The following is a 13,291-nucleotide window of genomic DNA, read 5'->3' as shown; positions in this document are numbered from 1 at the left end:
CGGAAGGATGAAAAGTCGCTCTGGTCGACCTGCCGAAACAGGACCTCGGGCGTAAACTCCCGCAAAGCGCTTGCACCGTCCCTACGCCAGTATGAACTGGATCAGGTTCAACGGGTCACTGCGCCGCGAAAGCCAGCAGTATCTCAGCCCCTTGCCGGGACTCCCCTGGTGAATGCCTCGAATTGAGCGGGTCGGCTCCGTTTTGTCAAGCGCATTCGGGGCCGGCCGAAAGCAGCAATCGCCTAGTTGGCAGCATCCGTTTGTGGATGCCATACCAAATGACTTACACCGGCGGTCGTGGATGATTACCGACGACTTGCACCCACACGTCATTGCGATTGACGTGATGCTTTCTGGACTTGGGATGAGTTCTGCGAAGCCTCGCACGCCGCGTCGATGATGGGCTCGTAGGTTCGAAGGCCAGTTTGAGAGCAAGTTGGAGCGCAGGTATTTGCCCGAGGTTTTTCACCGGTTTTAGTTCGGGGCATCGCGACGGCAGGAAACGGCATGGGGTCTCCGGCACGTCGCGATTTGCCCTTATGTGCCATCCAGCGAGATCCATGAACAGCACTGCATGCGCGGTTGGCGACATGGCGGCTAGTGTCGGCAATCCGCCTGAGGTCGAGGTTTCAAGCCTGGCACGCTTGCTTGCAATGTCCTCAAGCGTTTGCGGGATTGGGTCCGCTTTACAGCCCACCCGAGATGCAGCTTCGATTCCGCTAAAATGAGCTTTGGAATCGGAGTATGCCGCCGAGGCTGTTCTTTTTGCCGAGGTGAGTCCAGTTCACGCCGGAACGGTCGAGCGTGCCGACGCCGAAGTTGCCGTAGTGGGCATAGTCGACTTCGGCTGTGACTGTGAAACCTGGAACGACCATATAGGCGACGTTTGCAGCCAGACCAGAGTTCCTGAGCTGATCACCCGAGACCTGAAGGTTGAACGAAGTTTTCTCGTCGAACGTGTAAGTGGCGCCGGCCCACAAAGCCCAATTGCCGCTCCAAATTTTGTAGAAGCCGCGACCGTGAGCGGCGACTGCGTTAGTTGGGTCATCGTTGAGATTGCCAATGGAGCCGTAGCCAAACATTCCAAATAGCGACAGGTCATCTGTGACATTGACATCGACTCGGACCTTGCCGGCCAGAGCTTCGTAGTCGCTGTCACGAGCGATTACGCCAGTGATCGCGCCCCAGCCCTGGGTCTGTTTCACGCCGAAGACGACGTGCGGAACATGGCTGTCGATAGTACCGACTACACCCGACCGTTGTTCAAGTGAAACCAGAGCCGAAAAGCCATTATCGGCATCGAAGTAATACTGAGCCACGTTGGTATCGAAGTCGCCGTACCGGAACGAGTACCTTATTGAGCACGTTCCCGGCGTAGCCTGTAAACGTGTCGAAGGCCGACTCGTCCTTGCCAACTCGGAGGCCACCAAGCTGGATCCAGGCGGAAGTCAACTTGACGCCGCTGTTGAAGCTATACTTGTGAGGACTTTCCGGACCCGGATAAGCGTTGTGGTTGCCGAAGTTCACGCGAGTTTCAGTATAGGTCTTCAGTGCGCCGAGTTCGGTCTCCTGGCGCGTCCAAGTTTTGAACGTGAAACGCGTGTTGTTTCGCCAGGTGCCCTGAGCCTCGCCAGTTCTCACATCGGAGGTTCTTATCCCGTCATACGATCGGACATCGCTGAGGCCGACGTCGTAACGGATGTAGCCGCCGATGCGCACGCAGGTCTCCGTGTCGGGGATATGGAAGTAGCCCGAACCGTAGACGTCGCAGACCTTGACGTATTCGGTCGGGCCCGGCGCGGAGTCTTCGTCCGCCGCGCGAGCGACGGAAACGGAGATCAGGGCCGCAACTGAGCCGAGAAGAAGGCTGCTTACGTTCATTCTGGGTCTCGATTCAAAGGTTAAAGTCGGAAGCGTCAAAGAGCGAACTCGTGGCCTATCCGAGGAGAAAAAACATGTGCATCGCGATCCTCCTTCGTACCTAAGGAATGCGCGATACTAAGTTTACTAGAGGAGTTCCGGTGTACTTTAAGAGTACGCCGAGTGATACTTGTAATTTTGCTTAATCTCACTTCTTCAACTGTATGACTTATTGAAAAACAACTGTGTTTGGTCATCAACTGTCCGAAGGAGGTGAGATTCGACCTGCGTCAGGCTCAAAGAAAAGGCAAAACGCCTATTGCCTTGCTGCGCTTCCACACAACTGTCAGTCAAACTCTTTCAGTTACATCAGGGATTCAGCACTTCTGAACCAATATCCATCTCCGTTGTGTGGGTTGGCCGTCGGCGTTCGATGCGGAGCAGCAAGCGACGTGCCATCCTGAAGAGGTAGCTCCGCGCTGACACTTAAATTGGCCGGCGCAACTTCGTCGCGCTCCCCTTCTTTTTTGCTTTTTGGGGGTCAGGCTGAGCACGAAGCAGAGGTTTGGGACACGGTTCGTATGTCCGATATCTGACACTTTCGTTCGATACCGACAGCATCTGTTTGCTGTGAAGCTCGGGTCGAGACAGCATGCGGCGCCGCCGCTCGGTACGTCAGGCGGAGCGCCGCCATCTGGATCGTGCGGTCGTGTCCCACCGCGTGGTGTAGGTCGGCGGTAGCGAAGCCGCTGGCGAGCGCGCCCTCAACAGCGCTGTAGCGAGCGAGCGGCGTAGCGGCGGTCATCGATGTTCTTCGGTAGGGTTGGGTTGCTGACACAACCTGATTCGAAGGAACCACCGATGACCAACGACATGATGAACCTGCGCACGCTCGTAGAGAAGACCCCCGACGCCGATATCCTGCGCGAGATGATCGGCTTTGCCGCCGAGCGGCTGATGGAGCTGGAGGTTGGCGCCGCCACCGGCGCGCCCCATGGCGAGAAGAACCCGCTGCGGGTTGTCCAGCGCAACGGCTACCGCGAGCGCGACTGGGAGACGCGGGCCGGCACCGTCGAACTGCGCATCCCCAAGCTCAGGAAGGGCTCTTACTTCCCGAGCTTCCTGGAGCCGCGGCGCATGGCCGAGAAGGCGCTGACCGCCGTCATCCAGGAGGCCTACGTCCAGGGTATCTCGACGCGCTCGGTCGACGACCTGGTCAAGGCGATGGGCATGAGCGGCATCTCCAAGAGCCAGGTCAGCCGGTTGTGCGAGGAGATCGACGGCAAGGTGAAGGCCTTCCTCGACCGGCCGATCGAGGGCGACTGGCCATACCTGTGGATCGACGCCACCTACCTGAAGGTGCGTCGCGGCGGGCGCATCGTCTCGGTCGCCGTCATCATCGCTGTCGGCGTCAACGCGGACGGCCGGCGCGAGGTGCTGGGCATGGAGGACGGCACGTCTGAGGCCGAGCCGATCTGGACGGAGTTTTTGCGCAAGCTGACCCGCCGTGGCCTGTGCGGCGTCAAGCTCGTCGTCTCCGATGCCCATGAAGGCATCAAGGCGGCCGTCACCAAGGTGCTGTGCGCGACATGGCAGAGGTGCCGCGTCCACTTCATGAGGAACGTGCTGGCCCATGCCGGCAAGAGCGGGCGCCGCGTCGTCTCGGCTTTCATCGCCACCGCCTTCGCCCAGGAAACGGCCGAGGCCGCAAGCACGCAATGGCGCGCCGTCGCTGACCAGATCCGGCCGAAGGTGCCCAAGCTCGCCACCATCATGGACGACGCCGAGCCCGACGTGCTCGCCTACATGACCTTCCCGAAGGAACATCGCGCCAAGCTCCACTCGACCAATCCCATCGAGCGCCTCAACGGCGAGATCAAGCGCAGGACCGAGGTCGTCGGCATCTTCCCCAATGACGACGCCATCGTCCGTCTCGTCGGCGCACTGCTGCTCGAACAGAACGATGAATGGGCCGTGCAGCGGGCCCGCTACATGACGCTTGAGACCATCAGCCAGATGAGCGATGATCCGCTCATCAGCCTGCCGGCAGTGGCGCGCTGATCAGTCCGGCCCATGCCGGAGAGCACGGCGACCAACGCCGTCAGCTACACCACGCCAGTGGGCACGATCGATCGTGCCAAGCATGGCCCGTTCCGTTTTGCAGCGGCGCAATCGTTCACATCCCTGTGCGACTCACCTGGCGCCCTTTGCGGATCGCATGGATGCATGCTCACGAGATTAGTGTGGTTGGTTTCAGCGCCACCGCCTTGTTCGATTCGGTCAAACAGGCCAACTCTCGACAGATCACGGTTTATGGCTTATATAAACGCCCTAAAATCAGTTAAGGTCGTTTGTATGAGACAAAAATGCGCTCAACAGTGACAGATACATTGCCTCCCAGAGTCAAGAGGGCGCTTGGCAAGCTCGGCGCCGACATTGCGCTCGCCCGTAAGAAGCGCAGCCTGACGATCATGATGATGGCGGAACGATTGGGTGTCGCAAAGAGCACCTATCTGAAGATCGAAAAAGGAGACCCGACCGTCACTATGGGGGCCTACGCCATGACCTTTTTTGTTCTGGGCTTTGATGAGGCTTTGACGCAGATCGTCGACGCGCATCGCGATGAGCAAGGCCTGCTCCTCGACGCCGAACGTTTGCCCAAAAGGGTAAGGGTCCGGAAGCCACCGGGTGCAATATGAGACGTTCTATTGCTGTTCACATTGGCGAGGAAGCGACGCCACTGGGCACGTTGCGCTATGATCAGCAGGGTGCGCGCGAGAGCGCTGCCTTTGAATATCATGCAGGTTGGCTGAGAGCAGCGGAAGGCTTCTCGATCGAACCCGGTCTGCCACTCGTCTCAGGCCCCCAATTCCATCGAAAGACCGGCGACGGGTCCGTGTTCCACAACGCGATCGCCGACACGGAGCCGGACGGATGGGGCCGGCGTGTCATCCAGCGCGACCACGCCAAGCGTCGCCAAGAGGCGCGCCGGGCGGGAAATGTCGCCGAAACGCGGCCTCTGAACGCGATGGATTACCTCTTGGCAGTGGACGACATGAGCCGCGTTGGTGCGCTCCGGTTGCAGGACGAAGAAGGGCGTTACCAAAGAACGACCGAGGAGGGTCGACGCACCACGCCGCCGCTCATTGAAATCGGTCAACTCCTCGCAGCGACGCAGGCGATCGAGACGAACACCGAGACGGCAACGGACCTCGCCTATTTGCGTGGACGTGGCACGTCCCTTGGGGGCCGTCGTCCGAAGTGTTCTGTCGTCGACGACGACGGACGCCTCGCTATCGCTAAGTTTCCGAGCGTTGCCGATGATCGGGCTGTCACAAAAGGCGAAGTGCTCGCCATGAATTTGGCCAGAAAAGCCGGCGTAGATACTGCTGAGACACGTCTGCTCGACAGCGACGGCGCTCCTGTCGCGCTCATCCGTCGCTTCGATAGAACCCCGAATGGCAATCGACTCATGTATATCTCGGCCGCCACGATGATCGGCGCAGAGGCAGCGGATGCTGGCGAGCATAGCTATACTGAACTCGTGGATGTGCTTCGCCAGCACGGCAGCCAGCCAGCGGCCAACATCGAAGAGCTTTGGCGGCGCATCGCGTTCTCGATTCTTATCACCAATGTCGATGACCACCTCCACAATCACGGCTTTCTCCATGTGCATCGCGGGCAATGGCGCCTGGCGCCTGCATTCGACATCAACCCATTCCCCGAGCGTGTGCGAGAGCTGAAAACCTGGATATCGGAGGAAACCGGGCCCGAAGCGACGATCGACGCATTGATGTCGGTAATCGCTTATTTCCGGATCAGGAGCGATCGAGCGAAGACGATACTCGCAGAAGTCGAAAAGGCGGTTGCCTCATGGCGTGAGGAGGGGCGGGCGCTTGGGATGACGCCCCAAGAACTCGATAGCTTCACCGACGCGTTCGAACATCGGGAACGGCAAGCCGCCCACAGGGCGCAGCAATGATCCCTGAAAGCTTGTCGTTCGCGGTTGAGATGGCGTCCTGCAAGGGCGTCAAGGGCGGCTTCCCCCGCCCTGATTCCATGTCCGGCGCCGAAAGGTCGAGCGCCAGCGCCGTCCTCGAACAGGCCTGGTTCTGGCTGGCCCAGCGCCAGCCGGTAGCGAGTCAGATCCTGCTCTGCCAGTCTCTGAGCCGCACAGCGCTGCTGAAGCGCACGTCGAACGTGCTGCTGATCGGCTTGTGAGCAGGCGCGACCACCAGCGCTCGAAACCCATGCCCTCCTTCTTGCCGTCGCGCGCCGCATCGAAGATGGCCCAGAACGGACCGTTCCTGCCCCCGGCCTCGAGCCCCGCGGCGGCATGGGTATTCGCGAGAGAGCGCCGGACGCATAGGCTCCGCGTACTGGCGATGCGGCCTTCGCGCTGCTTCAAGTCGACCGGCGCGGCAGATCCCCAATGCGCGATGCGATCGCTTTCGTGACCACGTCACCTCGGAGGACGAGAAAAGATTGTCGAGGCACGGGTACGAGCTGCCTCAGTCGTTCGTTCGATCGAAAGCACTGTTTGCGGAGGACGCTCTCCATCATGCAGTGCCAGGAGACGCTGGCCGATTTCCTTATCCGCTGCCGTGAGCCGATGATTCAGGCGAAGAAAGTCCATCCAGGTTGGCGTGCGGAATGTCTCTGTCCAAATCGAAGGCTTTTGAAGATTTCGCTGCAGTGTCCAGTTTCGCGCACCGGCACGGCTCTGAACATGGCGCCTTGCGCGCATGTAGCCCAGAAAGGTCTCGATATTCTCTTCGGATATAAGATACTCGACCTTGACGACTATGGGGCCACTCCTGGGCTTCAACTCGAGTGCCAGCTCCGGCGCGTGAAAATCCGAACTTTCCTGATCCGTTTCTTCCCATGGACGGACCGGCAACAGTATCCCCGCAGCTGCAACTAGCAACAGAGCGCCTGCGGCGCCCTCCAGAGCCCAGGCTAAGGAGTAGTCCTGTGCGACAGTGCCCCAGATCCAGCTGCCGGCCGCCATACCCCCTGCGCTCAGGGCGTAGTATATCGACAGTGTGCGGCCGACGACCCACCTTGGGCTTGCCAGCTGCACCGACACGTCGATGCCCGTCCAGGTGATAAGCCAGCCCGCGCCTCCAACTGCCAGCGAAATGGCCGCCACGGCGACCGATGATGTGAGTGCAAGGGAAAGGCAACATGCTGCACAAGCAACAGAGGCGAACGATACCAGCCTGTTTTGAGACGTGATCCGCCTTAGAAAGCTATTGCTCATGCCCGCGACGAAAGCACCCATGCCGAAGCCGGCCAGCAAGATGCCGTAGACGATTGGGCCGCTTTTCAGCTGATCCCGGACGACTAGTGGGAGTAGCGCAAGGATGGAGATGCTTGCCAGCCCGAAAAAGGTTGCACGGGCAATCGCTGCCCTGATCTCCAAGGACAATACCGTGAAGCGCACTCCGTCATGAATTGCCATCGTCATTCGCTCACGAGGGAGAGGTGAAGTGCGAACATTCCATCTAGTGCGCCATATTGCGCTTAGAGGCGCCAGATCACTCAGAGCTGCCAAGGCGAAAGCGGCCAGCGGTCCAAAGAATGCCAAGATTACGCCACCCAAAGCCGGACCAACGCTGCGCACAATGTTGTATCCGACGGACATAAGCGTCACCGCAGCCGGGATGTCGCGCTTGTGAAGGATATCACCAACAGAAGCGTGCCAGGCCGGATCATTCAAGGCAAAGCCGCAGCCGGCCAGGAAACCTAGTCCGAGAATTAGCCAGGGACCGGCAAATCCCAGACCGACAGAAATCATCAGCGTCGTTGATGCCAATGCTATCAGGCAGTGCCCCGCAAACATCACCCATCGGCGGCTGAAGTTGTCGGCAATGGCTCCGGCAAGAATTGAGAGGAAGAATACCGGCAATGTGGATGCGGCCTGCACGAGTGCAACCATCAGATCCGAAGCGGAAATCGTGGCCATCAGCCAACTGATGGCGACCGTTTGCACGAGCCACCCGAGGCTGGATATTTGTGTGGCCGTCCAGATCGAGCGAAACACCGGGTTCCGAAATGGAGCCAGCGTTGTTGAGACAGGCAGATGAGCATTTTTTTCGCACTGCATGACGGTTGATGCCTTCGAGGGGCCGGTAATTCAATTCACGGCTGCCACTACTGCCGTTACGATGTTGACCAATAAGGGCCGACATATCGAGGATGACTTCATCGCAATGAGGAGTTGGATACCTCCGCTCTCTAGACTGGCGCCAACCACTCCTCGCCCAGCAAGGTAGCCTTGCCGATCGTCCTGCTCGAGAAAATCGTCTGCAGGGTTTTCGCTCTCGCGTCACCGAACCAGCACCCATGCAGCTTGCCGGCGATCATTTTTTCGCATTGGGCCCGTTTTGCTAGTGTCATTCGAGACAAATCCTGTGCATGGCCGTCGTACCGCTAAATTCCGATGATGAGGGCGCCTCCGGTGAGACCGGCACCCGCCGCCGCAAGGAGAACCTTTTCGCCCTGCCGAAACGGCTGCGCCCGATGCGAAAGCGAGAGCGAGAGCGGGATGGTCGCGGCGGAAGAGTTGCCGTACTCGGCGATCGTCTTGACGATTGCTTGATCCGCTATTCCGAGAACCCTCCCGACCGCATCGAAAATCCGGGCATTGGCCTGGTGTGGCACGAACCGGTCGATGTCTTGCGATCCCATTCGGGCAGCAGAGAGCGCGTCCTGCGAGCAGCGAGACATCATCTCCACGGCCTTGGCGAACACTTCGCGGCCGTTGGCGATCGTTATGCGGGTCTGCCCGAGGTCCATGCCGCCGTGGAACGGTGTGTTGCTTCCTCCGGCGGGAATCTGGATCAGCCCGTAGCGCGAGCCGTCCGAAGCCAACGCGGCGCCGAGAATGCCCCGATCCGGCTCTTCGCACGGGGCAATCACCACGGCGCCGGCGGCATCGGCAAACAGCACCGCGCTTGCGCGCTCGGCCGGATTGATGCGGCGGCTGAGGATGTTGGCGGCAATGACCAAGCTCGCTTTGCCATGGATGCGGGTGAATCCGTCCGCGAACATCAGGGCATAGATGAAGCCGGCGCAGGCGCCTGTGAGGTCAACCGCACCGGCGCGGCCTAAGCCCAGGCGATGTGCTACCAGCGGCGCGCTGGGCGGCAGAAGGTGATCGGGCGTCGAGGTGGCGAGTAACAGCAGGCCGATGTCGCCACGGTCGAGGCCGGAATTCGCCAGTGCCATGTCGCCGGCGTGCGCGGCAAGGCCGGACAGCGTATCCTGGTCGGTTGCCCAGAAGCGCGAGCGAATTCCGGTGCGCTGCTCGATCCAGCCGGGTTCGAGTCCAAGACGGGTCTCGATTTCCTGGTTCTCCACCTTTCGGGCCGGCGCATGATCGCCAAACCCGAGAAAGCGCGACGATCTGCTCATGCGCTCGGACCGAAGCGTTCGCCGGCCTCCTCGATGGCGTCATAGAGCCGGTCGAGTTCCTCTCCGGTGATGCAATAGGGCGGCAGAACATAGAGCACATTACCGAGCGGGCGCACGAGCAGGCCGCGTTCGAGGAAGAAAGCGCGCAGCTTTGGCCCGATCTCGGCCAGATAGCCGGCCGAGCCGGCGCGCAGATCGAGAGCTGCGATCGTGCCGGTCGCCCGGCAATCTGTGAAGTTGGCATTGTTGCGAAAGCGTCGAAGCCCGACGGCCTGCCCGGCGCTCAAGGCCGCAATCCGCTCGGCCACCGGCTCGTCCCGCCAAATCTCGACATTGGCGAGTGCTGCCGCGCAAGCGATCGGATTGGCGGTGTAGGAGCTCGAGTGGAAAAAGGTCTTCTGCCGATCTTCGGCGTAATGGGCCTGGAAGATGGCATCAGTCGCGAGTGTGGCCGCCAGTGGAATCGCGCCTCCGCTCAAGCCCTTCGAGGTGCATAGTATGTCCGGAGAGATCAGCGCCTGCTCGCAGGCGAACGTGCTTCCGGTGCGCCCCCAGCCGGTCATCACCTCGTCGGCGATCAGCAGCGTGCCGGAGGCCTCAGTGATCTTCTTCAATTCGGCCAGAACCCAGGCCGGATACATCAACATGCCGCCGGCGCCGAGCACCAGCGGCTCGACGATCAGCGCGGCGGCGCGGCGGTCGCGAGAGAAAGCCTCGAATCTATCCAGCGTTTCCTGCTCGCGCCCTGCGGCCGGAAACGGAATGGTGTCGACCTCGAACAGCAGGGGTTCGTAGGCGGCGTTGAACACGCCGCGGGCTCCGACGCTCATCGTGCCGATCGTGTCGCCATGATAGCTGTGTTCCATGACGACGATGCGCGAACGCGGCGCGCCGATGTTGCGGTAATAGCCGAGCGCCATCTTCAGCGCGACTTCGACGGACGTGGATCCACTGTCGGAATAGAAGACCCAGTCGAGGCCTGCCGGCACTATTTCGATCAGCGCCGAGGCCAATTGCTCTGCCGGCTGATGGGTGAGACCGGCGAAGATCACCTGGTCGAGCATCTCAGTCGCATTCCGGATTGCTTCCATGATCCGTGAATGGCGGTGCCCATGGGTGACCACCCACCAGGAAGAGATTGCATCGAGGATATGCCTTCCGTCATTCGTCTCTAGCCAAGCCCCTTCCGTGCGGACAACGGACGGCATGGCCGGCTCGATCGCGTGCTGGGTGAATGGATGCCAGACCGGCGACCGCGACATCATTCGCCTCCGGCAATCTTGGCGAGGTCGAAGCCGGCAAACATCGCCTTCCGCAGAGTTTCGCGCGTCAACGGAACGAGGTGTGGCAGCCTGCCGAGCTGACGCACCGCGCCGAATTCGGTGATTGTCCTTTGCGTATCGGCTACCTCTTCGCCGATGAAGGCGATGCCGATCAGCGGGATGGAGCGAGCCCGCAGGGCTTCGATCGACAGCAGAGTGTGGTTGATCGTGCCGAGCTCGGTGCGGGCGCACAGAATGACCGGCAGCCGCCATTCAGCGAAGATGTCAATAAATCTTGTCTGTCGGTTGATCGGCACCATCAGTCCGCCAGCGCCTTCGATGACGAGCGGTGTCGGCAGGACCGGAAATGCAAGATCGGCAGCCTCAATCGAGACGCCGTCAATTTCGGCTGAACGATGCGGCGACAGCGGGCTCTTCAAGCGGTGAGCTTCCGGCAGCACGCGCCCTGACGGCAGGCCGGCGAGCCGTTCAACCGCCTCACTGTCGGTCTCCTCATCGAGACCCGATTGCACCGGCTTCCAGTAAAAGCCGTTGAGCAGCCCGGCCAGCCCAGCCGAAAACACGGTCTTCCCTATTCCGGTGTCTGTTCCGGTGACGACGATACGCGTGGTCATGCCGTGCCCAACACCTCGACGAGCGTCTCGACCATGGCCGAAATGTCAGCCTTGCCGACATTCAGCGTCAGCGAAATGCGCAGCCGCGACGTGCCCTCCGGCACGGTCGGCGGGCGAATGCCGCGTATGTCGAAGCCGCGGGCCTGCAGTGCCGCCGCCATCACCATGGTGCGGCTGACGTCGCCAATGACAAGTGGCTGGATCTGCGAGCCGCTGCGCGCCACGCCACAGCGCTCCGCCAGTTGGCGGCCCGCGAAGGCAACGTACTCATGCAGCTGAACGCGGCGCATCGGCTCGTCGACCAGGATTGCGAGCGCTTCGCGCGCCGCCACCGCCATTAGCGGCGATGGCGCGGTGGCGTAGATAAAGGGCCGGCAGCGGTTGACAATATAGTCGCACAGCACTCCCGGCCCAGTGACGAGTGCGCCGGATGCGCCGAGCGCCTTGCCGCATGTGTGGAGCGCGACAATGTTGTCGCGGCCCTCGAAAGCGGCGGCCAGCCCCCGGCCGTCCGGTCCCCAGACGCCGGTGGCATGTGCCTCGTCGACCACTATGAATGCCTCGTACCGATCGGCAAGCCCGACCAGGCTCTCCATCGGCGCGCAGTCGCCATCCATGCTATACAGGCTTTCGACTGCGATCCAGATATGCCCCATGCCACCTTCGGCGCGCCAGCGCCTGATCGCGTCCTCAAAAGCATCTATGTCGTTGTGCGTGGCCGGCCTGAACTCGGCGCGTCCAGCCCGCGCCCCTTCATGCATGCTGGCATGCGCGAGTTCGTCGAGGATCAGCAGGCCGCCCTTCTGCGGCAGGGCGCTCAGCAGGGCGAAGTTGGCGATGTAGCCGCTGCCGAAGAACAGCGCCCGTTCGGCCCCGAAGAACGCCGCCGCATCTGCCTCCAATGCCTCATGCTCCGGCGCGTTGCCGCGCAGGAGCCGCGATCCGGTAGCGCCGACCGGGGTGCCCCCCTCGATCGCCGCCGCGACTGCATCGCCAAGTCTCTTCGAGGCAGCAAGCCCGAGATAATCGTTGGACGAGAAGTCGAGCCCGGCGCGCGGCGCCAGTGTCCGAAGCCGGCCCTTGCGTGCCAGACCCTGCAGGGTTGCTTCATAGCGGGCAAGCGGCGGCTCGTTCATCTTGCCTCGCGTGGCATCGGCTCAATGCCGAGACGTCTAAATAGACGATTATCCTTGTCCTCGCCGGGATTGTCCGCCGTCAGCAGCATGTCGCCGACAAAGATCGAATTGGCGCCGGCAAAGAAGCACAGCGCCTGCGTTTCGTCGCTCATCGCCGTCCTGCCGGCGGAGAGCCTTACATAGGACTTCGGCATCATGATGCGGGCGAGCGCAATGGTGCGGACGAAATCGATCGGATCGATGGGCTCGGCCTCGGCAAGCGGCGTGCCTTCGATGGGGATGAGCATGTTGATCGGCACGCTTTCCGGCGGCTCGGGCAGGTTCGCGAGTGTGACCAGCATGTCGATGCGATCGGCCTTTTCCTCTCCCATCCCGACAATGCCGCCGCAGCAGACCTTCATGCCGACCTCGCGCACGTGCCCAAGTGTTTCCAGCCGGTCGGCAAAGGTCCTGGTTGAAACAACCTCGCCGTAATAGCGCTCGGACGTGTCGATGTTGTGATTGTAGTAGTCGAGACCGGCCGCCTTCAGGCGCTGCGCCTGACTGAGGTCCAGCATTCCGAGCGTCATGCAGGTCTCCATGCCGAGCGCCTTCACGCCCTCGATCATGGCGACCACGGAGCCCATGTCGCGTTCCTTCGGACTGCGCCATGCGGCGCCCATGCAATAGCGGGTGGCGCCGGCGTCCCGCGCCTTCATCGCTTCGGCAATGACACGCTCCACCTCCATCAGCTTGGACGCCTTCAGGCCGGTTTCGTAATGTGTAGACTGGCTGCAATAGCCGCAATCCTCCGGGCATCCGCCGGTCTTGATGCTGAGCAGCCGCGACAGCTGCACCCGGTTGCGATCGAAGTTCTGGCGGTGGATTGTCTGCGCCAGGAAGAGCAGGTCGTTGAACGGCATCCCGTGGATAGCCTCGGCCTCTTTGCGGTTCCATCGGGATAGTGCCCCCTCGATCGATTGCATGGCTTGCTTCACGT

At 61.2% G+C, this 13,291-nt stretch carries 10 protein-coding genes, 1 pseudogene and 1 riboswitch; of the genes and pseudogenes, 4 read left to right on the top strand and 7 right to left on the bottom strand.

Going from position 1 to position 13,291, the window contains the following annotated elements:
* Positions 1–60: 60 nt before the first annotated feature.
* Positions 61–177, bottom strand: a riboswitch (TPP riboswitch).
* 542 nt (positions 178–719) lie between these two features.
* Positions 720–1,881: pseudogene (locus NMG70_RS08145) on the bottom strand (porin).
* Between the two features lie 840 nt (positions 1,882–2,721).
* On the opposite strand from NMG70_RS08145, the gene NMG70_RS08140 reads away from it, so the two are divergent.
* The 4 genes from NMG70_RS08140 to NMG70_RS08125 all read left to right on the top strand — a co-directional run bounded on the left by NMG70_RS08140 (position 2,722) and on the right by NMG70_RS08125 (position 6,081).
* Positions 2,722–3,921 (top strand): IS256 family transposase, encoded by a 1,200-nt coding sequence (locus NMG70_RS08140; protein ID WP_254024044.1) that lies wholly within the window; start codon positions 2,722–2,724, stop codon positions 3,919–3,921.
* 305 nt (positions 3,922–4,226) lie between these two features.
* Positions 4,227–4,559 (top strand): helix-turn-helix domain-containing protein, encoded by a 333-nt coding sequence (locus NMG70_RS08135; protein WP_254024043.1) that lies wholly within the window; start codon positions 4,227–4,229, stop codon positions 4,557–4,559.
* Entirely contained in the window at positions 4,556–5,842 is a 1,287-nt protein-coding gene (locus NMG70_RS08130; RefSeq protein WP_301555136.1) for a type II toxin-antitoxin system HipA family toxin, read from the top strand. The genes NMG70_RS08135 and NMG70_RS08130 overlap by 4 nt, the downstream gene beginning before the upstream one ends.
* Complete coding sequence (locus tag NMG70_RS08125; protein WP_254024041.1) at positions 5,839–6,081, top strand: hypothetical protein; 243 nt, start codon at positions 5,839–5,841, stop codon at positions 6,079–6,081. The genes NMG70_RS08130 and NMG70_RS08125 overlap by 4 nt, the downstream gene beginning before the upstream one ends.
* Positions 6,082–6,322: 241 nt before the next feature.
* Here the strand turns inward: NMG70_RS08125 and NMG70_RS08120 are convergent, their stop codons facing one another.
* From NMG70_RS08120 to bioB, 6 genes are all read right to left on the bottom strand, one after another.
* Positions 6,323–7,969, bottom strand: coding sequence for an MFS transporter (locus tag NMG70_RS08120; protein WP_254024040.1), 1,647 nt, complete (start codon positions 7,967–7,969; stop codon positions 6,323–6,325).
* A gap of 326 nt (positions 7,970–8,295) precedes the next feature.
* On the bottom strand, positions 8,296–9,279 hold the full coding sequence (gene bioZ / locus NMG70_RS08115) for a 3-oxopimeloyl-[acyl-carrier-protein] synthase BioZ (protein ID WP_254024039.1): 984 nt from the start codon (positions 9,277–9,279) through the stop codon (positions 8,296–8,298).
* Entirely contained in the window at positions 9,276–10,541 is a 1,266-nt protein-coding gene (locus NMG70_RS08110; RefSeq protein WP_254024038.1) for an adenosylmethionine--8-amino-7-oxononanoate transaminase, read from the bottom strand. Before NMG70_RS08110 ends, bioZ begins: the two co-directional genes overlap by 4 nt.
* Complete coding sequence (gene bioD / locus NMG70_RS08105) at positions 10,541–11,176, bottom strand: dethiobiotin synthase (protein ID WP_254024037.1); 636 nt, start codon at positions 11,174–11,176, stop codon at positions 10,541–10,543. The genes NMG70_RS08110 and bioD overlap by 1 nt, the downstream gene beginning before the upstream one ends.
* Complete coding sequence (locus NMG70_RS08100; protein WP_254024036.1) at positions 11,173–12,312, bottom strand: 8-amino-7-oxononanoate synthase; 1,140 nt, start codon at positions 12,310–12,312, stop codon at positions 11,173–11,175. Before NMG70_RS08100 ends, bioD begins: the two co-directional genes overlap by 4 nt.
* A complete protein-coding gene (bioB, locus tag NMG70_RS08095) occupies positions 12,309–13,277 on the bottom strand; it encodes a biotin synthase BioB (RefSeq protein ID WP_209436097.1) in 969 nt (322 codons plus the stop codon). Before bioB ends, NMG70_RS08100 begins: the two co-directional genes overlap by 4 nt.
* Positions 13,278–13,291 lie beyond the last annotated feature (14 nt).

It is taken from the genome of Mesorhizobium ventifaucium, assembly GCF_935822925.1.
Taxonomy (GTDB): Bacteria; Pseudomonadota; Alphaproteobacteria; order Rhizobiales; family Rhizobiaceae; genus Mesorhizobium; species Mesorhizobium ventifaucium.
The sequence above is the reverse complement of the archived record's forward strand: the minus strand, read 5'-3'. Positions and strand labels throughout refer to the sequence as shown.